The following is a 17,824-nucleotide window of genomic DNA, read 5'->3' as shown; positions in this document are numbered from 1 at the left end:
TTGTGTGCCGGCCGCTAGAAATCCTTACACAGCCTGAGTGCGTCATAGATCGCCGCATGGGTATTGCGTTGAGCCACGCAATCGCCGATGCGAAACAGCAGATACCCGTCACCTGACTGACTCAATGAAGGCTGCGGCTGAATCGCGAACAGCGCGTCGATGTCGATCTGACCCTTGTTGCGCGACCCTTCCTTCATCCCGTAATAAAGCTCCTCGTCAGGACGCACGCCGTTCTCGATCACCACCTGATCGATCACCCGCTCCTCTTTGGCGCCGGTGTATTCGTTCTCCAGCACGGCCACCAACTTGTCGCCTTCGCGGTAAACCTTTTCCAGCATAAGGTCGCCGGTCATGATCACTTCCTTCGGGTACATGCTGCGGTAGTAGGTCGGGAACGACGTGCCGCCGATGGCCACACCCGGCTTGATGTCGTCGGTGACGATCTCGACCTGGCTACCCTTGTCGGCGAGAAAATCTGCCACGGACATGCCGGTGAATTCGCAGATGGTGTCGTAGACCAGCACGTTCTTGCCCGGCGCGACTTTGCCGTCAAGCACATCCCAACTGCTGACGACCAACCCTTCGGCCGCGCCCCAGTGCTCGTTCTGCTCCACGAATGGATGACCGCCGACCGCCAGCACCACCACGTCCGGGCGCAGGTCCATGATGGTCGCAATGTCTGCCGCCGTGCCAAGGCGCAAATCCACTTTCAGGCGAGCCAGCTCCAGCTGATACCAGCGCGTGATGCCGGCGATCTGATCGCGCTGCGGCGCTTTCGATGCCGTGGTGATCTGGCCGCCGATGGCGTCTTTCTTCTCGAACAAAGTGACGTCGTGGCCCCGCTCGGCCGAGACGCGCGCCGCTTCCATCCCCGCAGGCCCTGCCCCGACGATCACCACCTTGCGCTTCACACCGGTGGTCTTTTCGATGATGTGCGGCACGCCCATGTATTCACGGGACGTCGCGGCGTTCTGGATGCACAGCACGTCCAGGCCCTGGTACTGACGGTCGATGCAGTAGTTGGCACCGACGCACTGACGGATCTGATCGACCTGACCCATTTTGATCTTGGTGATCAGGTGCGGGTCGGCGATGTGCGCGCGGGTCATGCCGACCATGTCGACGTAGCCGCCTTCGAGGATGCGCGTCGCCTGATTCGGGTCCTTGATGTTCTGCGCGTGCAGGACCGGCGCCTTGACCACTTCCTTGATCCCGGCCGCCAGATGCAGAAATGGCTCCGGTGGATAACTCATGTTCGGGATAACGTTGGCGAGGGTGTTGTGCGTGTCGCAGCCCGATCCCACCACCCCGATGAAGTCGATCATGCCGGTCTGGTCGTAGTACCTAGCGATTTCCTTCATGTCTTCGTGGCTGAGGCCGTCCGGGTGGAACTCGTCGCCGCACAGGCGCAGGCCCACGCAAAAGTCCGGACCGACTTCCTTGCGCACGGCCTTGATCACTTCCAGGCCGAAACGCATGCGGTTTTCAAAGCTGCCGCCCCACTCGTCAGTACGCTTGTTGACCCGTGGGCTCCAGAACTGGTCGATCATGTGCTGGTGCACGGCCGACAACTCAACGCCGTCCAGACCGCCGGCCTTGGCACGGGCCGCCGCGCTGGCGTAGTTGCCGATCACGCGCCAGATTTCTTCCGGCTCGATGGTCTTGCAGGTCGCACGGTGTACCGGCTCGCGGATGCCCGAGGGCGACATCAGCGTCGGCCAATGATCACCGTCCCAACGGGAGCGACGGCCCATGTGGGTAATCTGGATCATGATCTTGGCGCCATGCTTGTGCATGGCGTCAGCGAGGTTCTGGAAGTGCGGAATGATCTTGTCAGTCGCCAGGTTGACCGATTTCCACCAGCCTTGTGGGCTGTCGATGGCCACGCTGGACGAACCGCCGCAAATGGCCAGACCGATGCCGCCCTTGGCTTTCTCCTCGTAGTACTTCACGTAACGGTCGGTGGTCATACCGCCGTCGGTGGCGTAGACCTCGGCGTGCGCGGTACTCAATACGCGGTTGCGTATGGTCAATTTACCGATCTGAATCGGTTGAAACATCGCTTCGAAAGCCATGACGGAAACCTCGACTTACAACGGCTTGACGACAAACAGGCCGTCGTCGTGGCCTTCTTCGGATCCGCCGTAAACCTGCTCGGCCACGGTGCGGATTTTGCTGCCGCTGGCTTCCAGGACTTGGTCCATGGCGCCGGCAAACCAGCCGGTGAACATGTAATCGACCTTGCGCCCCACTTTGCCGTAGACGTAAACGAAGGCCGAGTGCTCAAGCTTGACGCTGGCGGTGCCTTTTTCCAGATCGATGTCCTGAATCTTGAACAGGCCCCAACCGCGCTGGGACAGACGATTCATGTAGTGCTCGAACACCGCAACGCCTTCGATGCCATGGCATTCGGCTTCTTTCTCGCACCAGTGCCAGGCGGACTTGTAGCCGGCCTTGTAAAGGATTTCGGCGTACGCCTCGGCGCCCAGTACTTCTTCGATGCCCATGTGGTTGTTGACGAAGAAATGGCGCGGCACGTACAGCATCGGCAGGGCGTCGGAGGTCCAGACACCGGTCTCGCTGTCGACTTCGATTGGCAATTGCGGGGCGATCTTGGCCATGGAAACTTAACTCCGGAAAATTCGAGTGGATGCCCTCTCCGCAAGGGGAGAGGGAAAATTCAGTGCTCGGCGCGTGGGGCCGGAGGCTTATTCGCCCCAGACGTCGCCCAGAATGCGAACCCAGTTTTCGCCCATGATCTTGCGCACCACGCGCTCGGCGTGGCCGCGTTTGAGCAGGGTTTCGGTGAGGTTCGGAAATTCGCCGACGGTGCGGATGCCCAGTGGGTTGATGATCTTGCCGAAGTTGGTCAGGCGGCGGGCGTAGCCTTTGTCATGGGTCAGGTATTCGAAGAATTCCTGGCCGTGGCCCTGGGTGAAATCAGTGCCGATGCCGATGGCGTCTTCGCCGACGATGTTCATCACGTACTCGATGGCTTCGGCGTAATCGTCGATGGTCGAATCAATGCCCTTGGCCAGGAACGGCGCGAACATGGTCACGCCGACAAAGCCGCCGTGATCGGCGATGAACTTAAGCTCCGCGTCGGATTTGTTGCGCGGGTGTTCTTTGAGGCCCGAAGGCAGGCAGTGGGAGTAGGTCACTGGCTTCTTCGATTCGAGGATGACTTCCTCGGAGGTCTTTGAGCCAACATGGGAGAGGTCGCACATGACGCCGACGCGGTTCATCTCAGCGACGATTTCACGACCGAAACCTGACAGGCCGCCGTCGCGCTCGTAGCAGCCGGTGCCCACCAGATTCTGGGTGTTGTAGCACATCTGCACGATGCCAACGCCCAGCTGTTTGAAGATCTCGACGTAGCCGATCTGGTCCTCGTAAGCATGGGCATTCTGGAAGCCGAACAGGATGCCGGTCTTGCCCAGTTCCTTGGCTTTGCGTATGTCGGCCGTGTTGCGCACCTGGATCACCAGGTCGCTGTTTTCACGAATCAGTTTCTGGCTGGAGGCGATGCTGTTAACGGTCTGCTGAAAACCTTCCCACACCGAAACTGTGCAGTTGGCCATGGTCAGGCCGCCTTTGCGCATGTCTTCGAACAGCTCACGGTTCCATTTGGCAATGATCAACCCGTCAATGACGATGCTGTCGGCGTGTAATTCGGCTGGGCTCATCAGGCGGTCCCCTGGGGTTCTTTAATGGCCGGAAGGTCCGCCGGCGCTTTGGGGTCAGCATATGCCTGAGGGTCGGAGGAGCCGGGTGCAAAAACGACAGGGGAATTGCCGAAAGCGTCAAGAAACGACAAAGGGACGACATGGCCTTTTGCAGCCCGCATTTGATACCTGTTCATTGCCTCGCGCTTGGGCGAGAATCCAATCCATCTCTGACTCGGAAAGCCCCAATGAAAACCATGTTTCTGGCTCTGGCTCTATTCGCGACAGGCGCACACGCTGCATCCAATCCGGCCGCCAACCCTTGTGACGGCGTTGAAGAAGATCAGCAGACGCTTGAGTGCTCGGTGTACAGCCGCGACACGGCGGAGAAGCTGCTGACGGAGAATGTGCAGAACGTGCTTGAGCGTGTGCAGACGCAGTTCGGTGCGAACAAGGCCCAGGCCGAGGAATTCGCCACCAAACTCAAGGCCGCTCAGGAAGCCTGGAAAAAACTGCGTGACGCGGATTGCGCCGTTGAAGTGTTCCCGGCCAAGCCCGGTACCAAAGAATTCAACATCGACCAGAACGATTGCCTGACCCGCGCCAGCGACGAGCGATCGGAATATCTGGACACCGTCGCGCAGTCCGAGTGATCCCGAATGCGCTACCCTGACGCCCTTCCCGAGCTCAAGGTAGGCACATGAACATCTGCGGCGTAGAAATCAAAGGCAGCGAGGCCATCTTCGCTGTCGCCACTCGCGCATCTGGCGCGCTCGAACACCTTCCACTGCCGACCAAAAAGATCGCACTCGAAGACGACGATGAAGCCGGCAACGTGAAAGCGTTCGCCCGCCAGATCGAGGCCTTCGTGCGCGATAACGGCATTGGTCACATCGCGATCAAAAAGCGCAGCAAGAAAGGTGAGTTCGCCGGCGGGCCGACGACTTTCAAGATCGAGACCATCTTTCAGTTGCTGGAAGACTGCGACGTCATCCTGCTGTCGCCCCAGACCATTAATGCTCAGATGAAGAAGCACAGCTTTGAATTGCCCGCAGCACTGAACAAGTATCAGCATGAGGCGTACAAAGCGGCGTGTTCGGCGTTGATGAAGACCAAGTAGAAAGGTCTGCACCCGATCGCTTGCTCGGTGGTGGGCCGGGGTTAAATCCGACTGTAGGACCGGCTTTAGCCGGGAAGGCGTCAGGCGCCACCACCTTAAACTGAGGGTGCTCAACCGGGCCTGTTCCCGGCTGAAGCCGGTCCTACTGAACGAGCCGGAGCCTTAAGAAGAAGACGAAAGCCGCCCGCCGGGTCATTTATACCGAATTATAGTCGCGACTATAATTCACCATAATTGAGCATCAAACAGCCTTCACCTCGCGCGTGCGCCCTCGGTCCTCCCTAGGGCACACCACAAATCTCGCCCTGTAACTGCGGGTGAAATAGGATGGCGATTCAAAGCCGCACGCAATGCTGACCTCCAGCACGCTCATGTCGCTCTGACGCAGCAGTTGCCTGGCTTTTTCCAGCCGCAGGCCGAGGTAGAAGTTGCTCGGCGTGTCGTTCAGGTGCAGACGAAACAACCGCTCCAGCTGACGCCGCGTCACCTGAATCCCTTCCGCCAGTTCCAGCGTGCTCAACGGCGGCTCGGTGTGCTGCTCCATGACGCCGATGACCTGTACCAGTTTCTTGTTATTGATGCCGTAGCGCGTGGCGATCTGCATGCGCTGGTGGTCTTTGCGCTGGCGTATGCGCCCGAGGACGAACTGCTCGGACACCTTGATCGCCATATCCGCGCCATGGGCGTGCCCAATCAGGTCAAGCATCATGTCGATGGAGGCCAGTGCCTCCGGCGGAGGTGATGCGGCGCCGGTCGATCTCGAACAGCTCCTGCGTCGCTTGCAGCCGGGGATAGGTTTCCTTGAAGGCGTCCAGCGCTTCCCAGTGCAGGGTCAGGCGATACCCCTCCAACAGACCGGCTTGGGCGAGGACGAAACTGCCGGTGTCGATCGCCCCGAGAACCACGCCTTCCAGGTCCAGCCGGCGCAGCCAGTGTTCCAGTGTTCCGGTGTAAAACTTCAATGGATCAACGCTGCCCATCACCCACAGCGTCGCACCCTTTTTCAGCGGCTCAAGCGCGGCGTCGGCGTTTACCGACATGCCGTTGCTGGCAATCACAGGACCACCGTCGACGCTCAGGATGTGCCAGCGGAACAGCTCGCCTCCAAAACGATTAGCGACGCGCAGCGGCTCCAGCGCCGACACGAAGCCCATCATCGAAAAGCCGGGCATGAGCAGAAAGTAGAAATCCTGGGACATCGTTGGTGCGTTCCTTGGGATCGGAGCAGATGGGCGATTGGGGTGGAGAGGTGAGTTCAGAAATGATCGTGCCTCTTGGGCCCGATCATCAAATACACCTCTTGCCGATGGGCAGCAACAGCACAGGTCGCTGCTGTGCAAGACCGTGTCGCCGCTGTGCGTTTTGAGAGGCTCGCCGCTGCGTAGTTTTGCACCTCAAAAGCGGGCCGCAATGTCCGCGTCACTGTCTGGCCTGCAAGGAACCTCCCCCATGAATCATGACGTCATCATCACCTGCGCACTGACCGGTGCTGGCGACACGACCGGGAAAAGCCACCTGGTCCCGATCACGCCCAAGCAGATTGCCGCTGCCGCAGTCGAGGCCGCCAAGGCCGGCGCAACCGTCGTGCACTGCCATGTGCGCGATCCCAAGACCGGCAAGTTCAGCCGTGACGTCGAGCTGTACCGCGAAACCATGGACCGCATTCGTGAAGCCGATATCGACATCATCGTCAACCTGACCGCCGGGATGGGCGGCGACTTGGAAATCGGCCCGGGCGAACGTCCAACCGACTTCGGCCCCGGCACCGATCTGGTCGGTCCGCTGACCCGGCTCGCGCATGTCGAAGCGCTGCTGCCGGAAATCTGCACGCTGGATTGCGGCACCCTCAACTTCGGCGATGGCAACACGATTTACGTGTCCACGCCCGCGCAACTACGGGCCGGGGCCAGGCGAATTCAAGAGCTGGGGGTGAAAGCCGAGCTGGAGATTTTCGACACCGGCCATCTTTGGTTTGCCAAGCAGATGATGAACGAAGGCTTGCTCGATAACCCGCTTTTCCAGCTGTGCATGGGCATTCCGTGGGGGCGCCGGCGGACACCACCACGATGAAAGCCATGGTCGACAACTTGCCCGCCGACGCGGTGTGGGCTGCCTTCGGTATCGGCCGCATGCAAATGCCGATGGCCGCGCAGGCGGTATTGCTCGGCGGCAACGTGCGGGTCGGTCTGGAGGACAACATCTGGCTCGACAAAGGCGTGCTTGCGAGCAACGGCGCACTGGTCGAGCGCGCCAGCGAAATTCTCAGCCGCCTGGGCGCACGGGTTCTGACCCCCGCTGAAGGCCGCATAAAGATGGGGCTGAAGAAGCGGTTTTGATCCCCACGCAAATCCTCCCGTGTAGGAGTGAGCTTGCTCGCGATAACGGTGTGTCATTCACAGATCTGGCACGGATAACCAGCTATCGCGAGCAAGCTCACTCCCACAAGGTCCCCGACACTTTTTCGAGTTTCCGATATGACCTTTATCACCACCATTAAAACCTTCGCAGCCTTGGGCAGCGGTGTCATCGGCAGCGGTTGGGTGGCGCGCGCGCTGGCTCATGGCCTGGATGTCGTGGCCTGGGACCCGGCGCCCGGAGCCGAAGCAGCACTGCGCAAACGCGTCGCCAACGCCTGGCCGGCGCTTGAGCAAAAGGGTCTGGCGTCGGGCGCCTCCCAAGAACGTCTGCGCTTCGTCGACACCATCGAAGAGTGCGTTCGCGACGCCGACTTCATCCAGGAAAGCGCCCCGGAGCGCCTTGACCTCAAGCTGGATCTGCACAGCAAGATCAGCGCGGCGGCCAAGCCTGACGCGATCATTGGTTCCAGCACCTCCGGCCTGCTGCCGTCGGAGTTTTACGAGAGCGCCACGCACCCGGAGCGCTGCGTGGTGGGCCATCCGTTCAACCCGGTTTATCTGCTGCCGCTGGTGGAAGTGGTCGGCGGCAAGAACACCGTGCCGGAAGCGGTGCAGGCAGCGATTCAGGTCTACGAATCACTCGGCATGCGCCCGCTTCATGTGCGCAAAGAGGTCCCCGGTTTTATTGCCGATCGTTTGCTGGAAGCGCTGTGGCGTGAAGCCCTGCACCTGGTGAACGATGGGGTGGCGACCACCGGCGAAATCGACGACGCGATCCGTTTCGGTGCCGGCCTGCGCTGGTCATTCATGGGCACATTTTTGACTTACACCCTGGCCGGCGGCGATGCGGGGATGCGTCACTTCATGGCGCAATTTGGCCCCGCGCTGCAGTTGCCGTGGACCTACCTTCCGGCGCCCGAGCTGACCGACAAGCTGATTGACGATGTGGTCGACGGCACCTCGAATCAGCTCGGTAGCCACAGCATTGCAGCGCTGGAGCGGTATCGCGACGACTGCCTGCTGGCGGTGCTTGAAGCGGTGAAAACCACCAAGGCCAAACATGGAATGGCGTTTGAGGATTGATACGCGAGAGCCACGTCGCCGGTTGACCACGAATAACTTTGGACTGATCCCATGCCCGCGCTCATTACCTACAAAACCCCTGTTCTCGCCGAGTGGGTCGACTACAACGGCCACCTGCGGGATGCCTTTTATTTGCTGATTTTCAGCTTCGCCACAGACGCCTTCATGGACCGCATCGGCCTTGCCAATGACGATCGGGATGCCAGTGGCCACTCGCTGTTTACGCTCGAAGCGCACATCAACTTCCTGCACGAGGTGAAACTCGGTGAAGCCGTGGAGGTGCGTACGCAAATCGTCGGACACGATGGCAAGCGGGTGCAGCTTTACCACGGTCTGTACAAGGCAGACGGGGATGTCGAGCTGGCAGCGAGCGAGCAGATGCTGCTGCATGTGGATCTCGCGGATGGGCCGAAGTCGGTACCGTTCAGCGCAGTGTCGCTGCAGGCGTTGCGCCTGCTCTCGGAAGCTCAACTTGATCAGCCGGAGCCAAAGTATGTCGGGCGGATCATCGCCCTGCCCGGCCGGCGAAACACCCCGTAGAGAAGCGAATCACAGCCACAAAAAGCCCGCATCGCTGCGGGCCTCTTCATTTCAGCAAATCGATCAGAAAGCGATCAATTCACTTTGGCGTTCAACTCGCCTTTGGCATAACGCTCGAACATCTTCTCCAGGGAGATCGGCTTGATCTTGGAGGCGTTGCCAGCGGTGCCGAATGCTTCGTACCGGGCGATGCACACGTCGCGCATGGCCGATACGGTTTTCGCCAAGTATTTACGCGGGTCGAACTCGCTCGGGTTCTTCGCCATGAACTCGCGGATGGCACCGGTGGACGCCAGACGCAGGTCGGTGTCGATGTTGACCTTGCGCACGCCGTGCTTGATGCCTTCAACAATTTCTTCGACCGGCACGCCGTAGGTTTCTTTGATGTCGCCGCCGAACTCGTTGATGATTTTCAGCCATTCCTGTGGAACGGAAGAAGAACCGTGCATCACCAGGTGAGTGTTCGGGATGCGCTTGTGGATCTCTTTGATCCGCTCGATCGCCAGGATGTCGCCGGTAGGCGGCTTGGTGAACTTGTACGCGCCGTGGCTGGTGCCGATGGCGATGGCCAAGGCATCCACCTGAGTTTTCTTGACGAAATCGGCCGCTTCTTCCGGATCAGTCAGCATCTGGCTGTGATCCAGCATGCCCTCTGCGCCAACGCCGTCTTCTTCACCGGCCATGCCGGTTTCCAGCGAGCCCAGAACACCCAGCTCACCCTCAACCGAAACGCCGCAGGCGTGCGCCATGGCGACCGTTTCCTGCGTCACGCGAACGTTGTACTCATAGTCAGCCGGGCTTTTGCCGTCTTCGCGCAGCGAACCGTCCATCATGACCGAGCTGAAGCCCAGCTGGATGGAACGTTGGCAGATGGCCGGGCTGGTGCCGTGGTCCTGGTGCATGACCACCGGAATGTGCGGGAATTCTTCGATTGCCGCCAGGATCAGATGGCGCAGGAACGGGGCGCCTGCGTATTTGCGCGCACCGGCCGAAGCCTGAACGATCACCGGAGAGTCAGTCTTGTCGGCCGCTTCCATAATGGCGCGCATTTGTTCCAGGTTATTCACGTTGAATGCAGGGACGCCGTAACCGAATTCGGCTGCGTGGTCCAACATCTGGCGCATGCTGATAAGTGCCATTGTCTGTCTCTCTCCCGGTGGGGTCGTTAATCGTGCGTGCCGTATTGGCGGCTATTCAAATTATAGGGGTCGAATGCTTAGTCATCGCCCCGGTGCAGCCTCGCTCGAACTGCTCGGCCCTTTACGGCGCCTTGCAGCCACGACCGATCAAATCGTTGGTAGCGTCCCAGTAGACCAGGCCTTCGCTGCCTTTGTTGTCGAACGCCAGCACACCGTTACTGTAAAGCGACCCGGAAGCTCCGGGCGACGCTTGCAGACGGAATACCTGCTCGCTCTGATTGAGGCGTACATCCACCTCCTTCTTCGCGGCATCGGCGTACTTCCAGAAAATCTCGGCTTTGCTGTCGCAGACCCAATGGGTCCACGGGGCTGCCGGTTCCGAAGCCTTCATGCTGGCGCAACCGCTCAGCAGCATCACTGTCCCAAGGGCTAACAAGCCTTTCATTACTACTCCCGAATCCCTGCATCGCGTGACAGATGTCGATCACGGCAGGGGCAATGCTGTTCCTGTATTCCGGCACACCGTCAACCAAGAATCAATGACAGGGGACTGGTCCCACGGCAGGCATGAATTCGTATTTTTCCCAGACTTCAGGCCCGCCACGCTTGTAAACGATCGGTACGGTTTCCGCCTGCCAGCCCGCCTGGTAGCAACTGACCTGAAGCAAACCCGGCGCCGCGGTCGATGCCGTCTCCGCTTCAGGCTTGCTTGCGCAGCCGACCAGCAAACCCGCCATGATCAACAGCGGTAATGGCTTGACCATTTCACTCCCCTTCACCTTGGCCGGTCAGGCCTTGGCGCGTTGTTCCAGAACTTCCACGGCAGGCAGAACCTTACCCTCGACAAACTCGAGGAACGCACCGCCGCCTGTAGAGATATAGGAGATCTTGTCGCCTACACCGTATTTATCGATGGCGGCCAAGGTATCGCCGCCACCGGCGATGGAGAAAGCAGAGCTCTCGGCGATGGCGTGAGCCAGCGTCTTGGTGCCTTCGCCGAACTGATCGAACTCAAAGACGCCAACCGGGCCGTTCCAGAGAATAGTCTTGGAAGATTTCAGCAATTCGGCGAAGTGAGCAGCTGTTTGAGGACCGATGTCGAGGATCATGTCGTCATCGGCCACATCGGCGATTAGCTTGACGGTGGCTTCGGCATCCGCGGCGAACTGCTTGGCAACCACCACGTCGACCGGCAACGGCACGCTGACCTTGGCGGCGATTGCTTTAGCGGTATCAAGAAGGTCCGGCTCGTACAACGATTTGCCAACCGGATGACCGGCCGCCGCCAGGAAGGTATTGGCGATGCCACCGCCGACAATCAGCTGGTTGCACTTCTCGCTGAGGCTGTTAAGCACGTCCAGCTTGGTGGAAACCTTGGAGCCGGCCACGATGGCCGCCATTGGCTGGGCCGGATTGCCGAGGGCCTTGCCCAACGCGTCAAGTTCAGCGGCAAGCAGCGGACCAGCCGCAGCGACTTTGGCGAACTTGGCCACGCCGTGGGTCGAGCCTTCTGCACGGTGAGCGGTGCCGAAAGCGTCCATCACGAACACATCACACAGAGCGGCGTACTTCTGCGCCAGCTCGTCAGCGTTCTTCTTTTCGCCCTTGTTGAAGCGCACGTTCTCGAACAGCACGATATCGCCCGCTTTGACGTCGACACCGTCCAGGTATTCCGCGACCAGCGGCACTTCGCGGCCGAGCGCCTTGCTCAGGTAGTCCGCGACCGGCTTCAGGCTGTTCTCGGCGGAAAACTCACCTTCGGTTGGACGACCAAGGTGTGAGCAGACCATGACCGCTGCGCCTTTCTCCAGCGCCAGTTTGATGGTGGGCAACGACGCGAGAATGCGTGCATCGCTGGTCACCACGCCATCTTTGACCGGAACGTTGAGGTCTTCGCGGATCAGTACACGCTTACCTTGCAGATCGAGGTCGGTCATCTTCAACACGGTCATGAGGCATTCCCTGTTTTTACTATTGTTTATGAATGGTGTGCAGGTAGTGATCGGCGACATCCAGCATACGATTGGCAAAGCCCCACTCGTTGTCGAACCAGGCCAGGAGGTTCACCAGCCGAGGGCCCGAAACCCGCGTCTGGCTGGCATCGATGATGGCCGAGTGCGGGTCGTGGTTGAAATCGCAACTGGCATGCGGCAATTCGGTGTACGCCAGCAGCCCCTTCAGCGGGCCGCGGGTAGCGGCCTCGCGCAGGATACGGTTGACCTCGACGGCATCGGTGTCATGGGCAACCTGCAGCGTGATGTCCAGGCACGAGACGTTCACCGTCGGCACACGAACTGCTTTGGCCTGAATTCGGCCGGCAAGTTCCGGAAGCAGGCGCTCGATGCCGCGCGCCAGACCAGTGGACACCGGGATAATCGACTGAAAGGCCGAGCGTGTACGGCGCAGGTCCTCATGGTGATAGGCGTCGATCACCGGCTGATCATTCATTGCCGAGTGAATCGTGGTGATGGTCACGTATTCGAGACCCAGCTCGCGGTTCAGCAGGTCGAGCAACGGCACGCTGCAATTGGTGGTGCACGACGCGGCAGACACCAGCCGCTCATCGCCCGTCAGGGTTTCCTGATTGATGCCGTAGACGATGGTGGCGTCGACATCGGCTTCGCTGGCCATGGGCTGGGAGAACAACACCCGCGGCGCGCGGGCCGCAAGAAAGCGCTCTCCGTCGGCACGCGTGTTGTAGACGCCGGAGCATTCGAGCACCAGATCCACGTCGAGCGAGCCCCAGTCGATGCCTTCCGGCGTCGCGCTGCGAAACACTTTGATGACGTGATCGTTGATGTGCAGAAAATCGCCTTCGACCCGCACATCGCCGGGAAACCGGCCATGGGTGGAGTCAAAGCGCGTGAGGTATTCGAGACTGGCCATGTCGGCCAGGTCGTTGATTGCCACCACTTCGAAGCCAGCCTTCGCACCTCGTTCGCACAGCGCGCGCAGCACGCAGCGGCCGATACGACCGTAACCATTGAGGGCGACTTTATAAGGGCGTGGCTGAGGCATGGGGTTCTCAAAATCTTGAGTGGTACAGAGAACCTGCAGGCGCGTGGCTCGCCTCGCGATCTGTTGCCAGATACAGGCAGCAGATCGCAGGACAAGGCACGCGCCGACAAGGGCAACGCAATGGTGCTTAGTCTTCCAGCAGCTCTTCAGCTGTGGAGAGAACGTTCTCCAGCGTGAAGCCGAACTCTTCGAACAGCAGGTTGGCAGGTGCCGACTCGCCGAACGTGGTCATGCCGATCACGCGGCCTTCCAGGCCCACGTATTTGTACCAATAGTCGGCGTGAGCCGCTTCGATGGCGATGCGCGCGCTGACTTCCAGCGGCAGAACCGACTGCTTGTACTCGGCGCTCTGAGTTTCGAAAACGCTGGTGCACGGCATGGAAACCACACGCACGTTTTTGCCGTCCGCGCTCAGCTTGTCGTAAGCCTGAACAGCAAGGCCGACTTCGGACCCGGTGGCGATCAGGATCAGATCCGGCTCGCCGTTGCAGTCGCGCAGCACGTAGCCACCGCGGTTGATGTTTTCCAGCTGCTCGGCATCACGCGCCTGATGCTGAAGGTTTTGACGAGAGAAAATCAGCGCCGATGGGCCGTCATCACGTTCGATAGCGTGTTTCCAGGCGATGGCGGACTCAACGGCATCAGCCGGGCGCCAGCAGTCCAGGTTCGGCGTGGTGCGCAGGCTGGTCAGCTGCTCGATAGGCTGGTGGGTCGGGCCGTCTTCGCCCAGACCGATGGAGTCGTGGGTAAATACGTAGATGATGCGTTTCTTCATCAACGAGGACATGCGCACGGCATTGCGGGCGTATTCCATGAAGATCAGGAACGTCGCGCCGTATGGCACGAAACCGCCGTGCAGGGCGATACCGTTCATGATTGCGCCCATGCCGAACTCACGCACGCCGTAGTGCAGGTAGTTGCCGGTGGCGTCTTCGCCGGTGATGCTGCGGCAGCCTTTCCAGATGGTCAGGTTGGAACCTGCCAGGTCAGCGGAGCCGCCGAGGAATTCAGGCAGCAGCGGACCGAAGGCGCTCAAGGCGTTCTGGCTGGCCTTGCGGCTGGCGATGGTTTCGCCCTTAGCGTTGACTTCTGCCACGTACGCGACGGATTTCTCGGCGAAGTCAGCAGGCAACTCACCGCTCATGCGGCGGATCAGCTCGTTGGCTTCGGTTGGGAAGGCAGCGGAATAGGCAGCGAAACGCTGGTCCCACTCGGCTTCAACGGCCAGGCCTTTTTCCTTGCCATTCCACTCGCTGTAGATGTCGGCCGGGATCTCGAACGGACCGTGAGTCCACTTCAGCGCAGCGCGGGTCAGGGCGATTTCTTCAGTGCCCAGCGGAGCGCCGTGGCAGTCTTCCTTACCCTGCTTGTTCGGCGAACCGAAACCGATGGTGGTCTTGCAGCAGATCAGCGTCGGCTTGTTGCTCTTGTGAGCGGTATCGATGGCGGTTTTGATCTCGTCGGCGTCATGGCCGTCGACATTGCGGATGACCAGCCAGCCGTAAGATTCAAAGCGCTTCGGGGTGTCGTCGGTGAACCAGCCCTCGACTTCGCCGTCGATGGAAATTCCGTTGTCGTCGTAGAACGCGACCAGCTTGTTCAGGCGCAGCGTGCCGGCCAGCGAAGCGACTTCGTGGGAGATGCCTTCCATCATGCAGCCATCACCCATGAACACGTAGGTGTGGTGGTCAACGATGTTGTGGCCTGGACGGTTGAACTGGGCAGCGAGGGTTTTCTCCGCGACCGCGAAACCGACGGCGTTGGCGAAACCCTGACCCAGTGGGCCGGTGGTGGTTTCAACGCCCGGGGTGTAGCCATATTCCGGGTGACCCGGGGTGCGGCTGTGCAGCTGGCGGAAGTTTTTCAGGTCTTCGATGGACAGGTCGTAACCGGTCAGGTGCAGCAGCGAGTAGATCAGCATCGAGCCGTGACCGTTGGACAGGATGAACCGGTCGCGGTCAGCAAACATCGGATTGGCTGGGTTGTGCTTCAGATAATCGCGCCAAAGCACTTCAGCGATATCCGCCATGCCCATCGGGGCACCCGGGTGGCCGCTATTGGCCTTTTGCACGGCATCCATGCTGAGGGCACGAATGGCATTGGCTCGCTCACGACGGCTTGGCATCGCTGATCTCCTGGGGCAGATAAAAGTGGGACCGGAAAAAGGCGGCCATTTTCCCTCAGGCACCCTCCGGGGGCAATGACAGATCACACGCCATCGGTGTTTTCCTCTGCCGCTGACGTGTTTTCGTACGCCACACCCAACGCCTGACGGCAAACGGCAGAATCACGGCGCCGGGAGGTCGCCACTGATCGACCAATATCAAAACTTTTTGATATTGGCCTTGCGACCGGCTTGGTCGATAACTAGACTGCCTGCCTTATGAATCTTCGCGTGCCTGCCATTAGCCATGATGAATGCGACGAGCTGGCTGCCCTGTGCAAAGCCGGCGGCGATCCGCTGCGGCTGAATGTCCTGCGCGCGCTGTCGAATGATTCCTTTGGCGTGCTGGAGCTGGCGCAGATTTTCGCCATCGGTCAGTCCGGCATGAGCCATCACCTCAAGGTCCTGGCCCAAGCCGATCTGGTGGCGACGCGGCGTGAAGGCAACGCGATTTTCTATCGACGCGCCCTGCCCCACACCGAACACACTGGCGGCAAGCTGCACGCGGCGATGCTTGAAGAAGCCGACAACCTGCGCCTGCCTGATGACGTACAGACCCGGATCGGGCTGGTGCATCGGCAGCGGGCCAATGCCAGTCAGGATTTCTTCGCACGCACTGCGGAGAAATTTCGGGCCCAGCAGGACCTGATCGCAGGACTGCCGCAATACCGCGACAGCCTGCTGTCGTTGCTGGACAAACTGAGCTTTCCCGCCGATGCCACGGCAATAGAAGTCGGGCCCGGGGATGGTGGTTTTCTGCCGGATCTGGCGCGGCGTTTTCGGCACGTTACGGGGCTGGACAACAGCCCGGAAATGCTCGATCTGGCGCGCAAGATCTGCACGCAAAGGGCGTTGGGTAACGTTGAGCTGAAACTGGCCGATGCACTGACCAACGCTAATATCTCCGGCAACTGCGTGGTGTTGAATATGGTGTTGCACCATTTCGCCGCGCCCGCCGAAGCGCTCAAACAATTGGCCAACCTGTTGCAACCGGGCGGTAGCCTGCTGGTGACAGAGTTGTGCAGCCATGACCAGAGCTGGGCCAAGGAGGCCTGTGGCGATCTCTGGTTAGGCTTCGAACAGGAAGATCTGGCCCGTTGGGCCATCGCTGCGGGGCTGGTCCCCGGGGAAAGCCTGTACATAGGCTTACGTAATGGTTTCCAGATCCAGGTCCGCCATTTTCAGCGACCGGCTGGCGACACTCACCATCGGTACTAATCAGGAAATCCGTCGAGATGAGCGAATACTCCCTTTTCACCTCCGAGTCCGTGTCTGAAGGACATCCGGACAAAATCGCCGACCAGATCTCCGATGCGGTGCTGGACGCCATCATTGCCCAGGACAAGCAGGCGCGCGTCGCCGTGGAAACCCTGGTCAAGACCGGTGTGGCCATTGTTGCCGGCGAAGTCACCACGACCGCGTGGGTCGACCTGGAGCAGATCGTTCGTGACGTGATCTGCGAGATCGGCTACACCAGCTCCAACGTCGGTTTCGACGGTGCCACCTGCAGCGTGATGAACATCATCGGCAAGCAGTCCCCTGACATCAATCAGGGCGTCGACCGCGCGAAACCTGAAGATCAAGGCGCTGGCGATCAGGGCCTGATGTTCGGCTACGCCAGCAACGAAACCGCCGAGCTGATGCCTGCGCCGATCGCATTCTCCCACCAGCTGGTGCACCGCCAGGCCGAAGCTCGTAAATCCGGCCTGCTGCCGTGGTTGCGCCCGGACGCGAAATCCCAAGTCACTTGCCGCTATGAAAACGGCATCGTGGTTGGCATCGACGCCGTTGTTCTGTCGACCCAGCACAACCCGGAAGTGTCGTACAAAGATCTGCGCGAAGGCGTAATGGAACTGATCGTCAAGCACGTGCTGCCGGCCGACCTGCTGCACAAAGACACCCAGTTCCACATCAACCCGACTGGCCAGTTCATCATCGGCGGCCCCGTGGGCGACTGCGGCCTGACCGGTCGCAAGATCATCGTCGACAGCTACGGCGGCATGGCCCGTCACGGAGGCGGCGCGTTCTCCGGTAAAGATCCATCCAAGGTTGACCGTTCGGCTGCGTACGCTGGCCGTTACGTTGCCAAGAACATCGTCGCCGCCGGCCTGGCCGAGCGCTGCGAAATTCAGGTTTCCTACGCGATTGGCGTTGCACAGCCGACGTCCATCTCGCTGAATACCTTCGGCACCGGCAAGATCAGCGACGACAAGATCGTCCAACTGGTCCGCGAGCACTTCGACCTGCGTCCGTACGCGATCACCACCATGCTCGACCTGCTGCACCCGATGTATCAGGAAACCGCAGCCTACGGCCACTTCGGCCGCACGCCGCAGACCAAGACCGTGGGCGACGACACCTTCACCACGTTCACCTGGGAAAAAACCGACCGCGCCGACGCCTTGCGCGCCGCTGCCGGTTTGTAATACCCGACGGGTGCATTGCGCTTAGCGGCACCCGGTAAGAGAAAAGCCCCTGGCGATGTGAGTCGTCAGGGGCTTTTTGCTTCTTGCCCAATCAACCAGGGCCAGCCGGTGTAACTGGCAAGCTGATTAACGGGCACTGGCCTAAACCGATTGGCGATCAGTGTTATCGCAACTGGCGATAAAGATCTTCAACCCTCTGATTAACCTGTTATTTATCCAAGGACACCTTATCTGCAATTTCGGTCGACCCCTGCATTTGTCTCTACGCTGATTACTGACTGCGTTACCCCGCAATCTCATTCAGCGTAAGAA

At 60.0% G+C, this 17,824-nt stretch carries 15 protein-coding genes and 2 pseudogenes; 7 read left to right on the top strand and 10 right to left on the bottom strand.

From position 1 onward, the window contains the following. Window positions 1–14 precede the first annotated feature (14 nt). From dgcA to JN403_RS06235, 3 genes are all read right to left on the bottom strand, one after another. On the bottom strand, window positions 15–2,075 hold the full coding sequence (gene dgcA / locus JN403_RS06245; protein WP_205486227.1) for a dimethylglycine demethylation protein DgcA: 2,061 nt from the start codon (window positions 2,073–2,075) through the stop codon (window positions 15–17). Between the two features lie 15 nt (window positions 2,076–2,090). Next, window positions 2,091–2,621 (bottom strand): 4-vinyl reductase, encoded by a 531-nt coding sequence (locus JN403_RS06240; protein ID WP_065991251.1) that lies wholly within the window; start codon window positions 2,619–2,621, stop codon window positions 2,091–2,093. Window positions 2,622–2,708: 87 nt separating this feature from the next. After that, the gene (locus JN403_RS06235; protein ID WP_205486217.1) at window positions 2,709–3,686 is read right to left on the bottom strand and encodes a dipeptidase; all 978 of its coding nucleotides are present in this window, start codon (window positions 3,684–3,686) and stop codon (window positions 2,709–2,711) included. Between the two features lie 227 nt (window positions 3,687–3,913). Between JN403_RS06235 and JN403_RS06230 the strand changes: the two genes are divergently transcribed. Together JN403_RS06230 and JN403_RS06225 are read left to right on the top strand one after the other, a co-directional pair. After that, window positions 3,914–4,318 carry a lysozyme inhibitor LprI family protein gene (locus JN403_RS06230; RefSeq protein WP_065991249.1) on the top strand — a complete coding sequence of 135 codons (405 nt, stop codon included), beginning with the start codon at window positions 3,914–3,916 and terminating at the stop codon, window positions 4,316–4,318. Window positions 4,319–4,365: 47 nt separating this feature from the next. Then, a complete protein-coding gene (locus tag JN403_RS06225; protein ID WP_205486207.1) occupies window positions 4,366–4,785 on the top strand; it encodes a DUF3010 family protein in 420 nt (139 codons plus the stop codon). Between the two features lie 241 nt (window positions 4,786–5,026). Here the strand turns inward: JN403_RS06225 and JN403_RS06220 are convergent. Then, a pseudogene (locus JN403_RS06220) lies at window positions 5,027–5,984 on the bottom strand (GlxA family transcriptional regulator). 250 nt (window positions 5,985–6,234) lie between these two features. Between JN403_RS06220 and JN403_RS06215 the strand changes: the two are divergent. The 3 genes and pseudogenes from JN403_RS06215 (at window position 6,235) to JN403_RS06205 (ending at window position 8,765) form a co-directional block, all read left to right on the top strand. Further along, window positions 6,235–7,121, top strand: a pseudogene (locus JN403_RS06215) (3-keto-5-aminohexanoate cleavage protein). Between the two features lie 138 nt (window positions 7,122–7,259). Then, window positions 7,260–8,225 carry an L-carnitine dehydrogenase gene (locus JN403_RS06210; RefSeq protein WP_205486205.1) on the top strand — a complete coding sequence of 322 codons (966 nt, stop codon included), beginning with the start codon at window positions 7,260–7,262 and terminating at the stop codon, window positions 8,223–8,225. A gap of 51 nt (window positions 8,226–8,276) precedes the next feature. Beyond that, window positions 8,277–8,765: a thioesterase family protein gene (locus tag JN403_RS06205; RefSeq protein WP_205486203.1), complete on the top strand. Its 489-nt coding sequence runs from the start codon at window positions 8,277–8,279 to the stop codon at window positions 8,763–8,765. 74 nt (window positions 8,766–8,839) lie between these two features. Here the strand turns inward: JN403_RS06205 and fba are convergent, their stop codons facing one another. The 6 genes from fba to tkt all read right to left on the bottom strand — a co-directional run bounded on the left by fba (window position 8,840) and on the right by tkt (window position 15,047). After that, window positions 8,840–9,904, bottom strand: coding sequence for a class II fructose-bisphosphate aldolase (gene fba, locus JN403_RS06200; protein ID WP_037018967.1), 1,065 nt, complete (start codon window positions 9,902–9,904; stop codon window positions 8,840–8,842). Between the two features lie 121 nt (window positions 9,905–10,025). Beyond that, entirely contained in the window at window positions 10,026–10,349 is a 324-nt protein-coding gene (locus JN403_RS06195; protein ID WP_205486194.1) for an MliC family protein, read from the bottom strand. A gap of 91 nt (window positions 10,350–10,440) precedes the next feature. After that, the gene (locus JN403_RS06190; protein WP_122536455.1) at window positions 10,441–10,668 is read right to left on the bottom strand and encodes a hypothetical protein; all 228 of its coding nucleotides are present in this window, start codon (window positions 10,666–10,668) and stop codon (window positions 10,441–10,443) included. A 24-nt stretch (window positions 10,669–10,692) separates the two neighbouring features. Continuing rightward, window positions 10,693–11,856 (bottom strand): phosphoglycerate kinase, encoded by a 1,164-nt coding sequence (locus JN403_RS06185; protein ID WP_172609980.1) that lies wholly within the window; start codon window positions 11,854–11,856, stop codon window positions 10,693–10,695. Between the two features lie 19 nt (window positions 11,857–11,875). After that, window positions 11,876–12,922 (bottom strand): erythrose-4-phosphate dehydrogenase, encoded by a 1,047-nt coding sequence (gene epd / locus JN403_RS06180; protein WP_205486192.1) that lies wholly within the window; start codon window positions 12,920–12,922, stop codon window positions 11,876–11,878. 127 nt (window positions 12,923–13,049) lie between these two features. Continuing rightward, entirely contained in the window at window positions 13,050–15,047 is a 1,998-nt protein-coding gene (gene tkt / locus JN403_RS06175; RefSeq protein WP_205486190.1) for a transketolase, read from the bottom strand. A gap of 258 nt (window positions 15,048–15,305) precedes the next feature. Between tkt and JN403_RS06170 the strand changes: the two genes are divergently transcribed. Next, window positions 15,306–16,304 carry a metalloregulator ArsR/SmtB family transcription factor gene (locus tag JN403_RS06170; protein WP_122536451.1) on the top strand — a complete coding sequence of 333 codons (999 nt, stop codon included), beginning with the start codon at window positions 15,306–15,308 and terminating at the stop codon, window positions 16,302–16,304. 17 nt (window positions 16,305–16,321) lie between these two features. Then, window positions 16,322–17,512, top strand: a complete 1,191-nt coding sequence (gene metK / locus JN403_RS06165; RefSeq protein ID WP_122536450.1) for a methionine adenosyltransferase — start codon at window positions 16,322–16,324, stop codon at window positions 17,510–17,512. The last annotated feature ends 312 nt before the right edge of the window (window positions 17,513–17,824 follow it).

Origin of the sequence: Pseudomonas sp. 15A4, assembly GCF_016925575.1 — a bacterium.
GTDB lineage: Bacteria > Pseudomonadota > Gammaproteobacteria > Pseudomonadales > Pseudomonadaceae > Aquipseudomonas.
Note: the sequence above shows the minus strand (reverse complement) of the source record. Positions and strands in the feature narration are given on the sequence as shown.

What these genes read in the sequence shown, in the direction of transcription:
- dgcA (WP_205486227.1), bottom strand. Translation starts at nt 2,075, where the DNA reads ATGGCTTTCGAAGCGATGTTTCAACCGATTCAGATCGGTAAATTGACC.
- JN403_RS06240 (WP_065991251.1), bottom strand. Translation starts at nt 2,621, where the DNA reads ATGGCCAAGATCGCCCCGCAATTGCCAATCGAAGTCGACAGCGAGACC.
- JN403_RS06235 (WP_205486217.1), bottom strand. Translation starts at nt 3,686, where the DNA reads ATGAGCCCAGCCGAATTACACGCCGACAGCATCGTCATTGACGGGTTG.
- JN403_RS06230 (WP_065991249.1), top strand. Translation starts at nt 3,914, where the DNA reads ATGAAAACCATGTTTCTGGCTCTGGCTCTATTCGCGACAGGCGCACAC.
- JN403_RS06225 (WP_205486207.1), top strand. Translation starts at nt 4,366, where the DNA reads ATGAACATCTGCGGCGTAGAAATCAAAGGCAGCGAGGCCATCTTCGCT.
- JN403_RS06210 (WP_205486205.1), top strand. Translation starts at nt 7,260, where the DNA reads ATGACCTTTATCACCACCATTAAAACCTTCGCAGCCTTGGGCAGCGGT.
- JN403_RS06205 (WP_205486203.1), top strand. Translation starts at nt 8,277, where the DNA reads ATGCCCGCGCTCATTACCTACAAAACCCCTGTTCTCGCCGAGTGGGTC.
- fba (WP_037018967.1), bottom strand. Translation starts at nt 9,904, where the DNA reads ATGGCACTTATCAGCATGCGCCAGATGTTGGACCACGCAGCCGAATTC.
- JN403_RS06195 (WP_205486194.1), bottom strand. Translation starts at nt 10,349, where the DNA reads ATGAAAGGCTTGTTAGCCCTTGGGACAGTGATGCTGCTGAGCGGTTGC.
- JN403_RS06190 (WP_122536455.1), bottom strand. Translation starts at nt 10,668, where the DNA reads ATGGTCAAGCCATTACCGCTGTTGATCATGGCGGGTTTGCTGGTCGGC.
- JN403_RS06185 (WP_172609980.1), bottom strand. Translation starts at nt 11,856, where the DNA reads ATGACCGTGTTGAAGATGACCGACCTCGATCTGCAAGGTAAGCGTGTA.
- epd (WP_205486192.1), bottom strand. Translation starts at nt 12,922, where the DNA reads ATGCCTCAGCCACGCCCTTATAAAGTCGCCCTCAATGGTTACGGTCGT.
- tkt (WP_205486190.1), bottom strand. Translation starts at nt 15,047, where the DNA reads ATGCCAAGCCGTCGTGAGCGAGCCAATGCCATTCGTGCCCTCAGCATG.
- JN403_RS06170 (WP_122536451.1), top strand. Translation starts at nt 15,306, where the DNA reads ATGAATCTTCGCGTGCCTGCCATTAGCCATGATGAATGCGACGAGCTG.
- metK (WP_122536450.1), top strand. Translation starts at nt 16,322, where the DNA reads ATGAGCGAATACTCCCTTTTCACCTCCGAGTCCGTGTCTGAAGGACAT.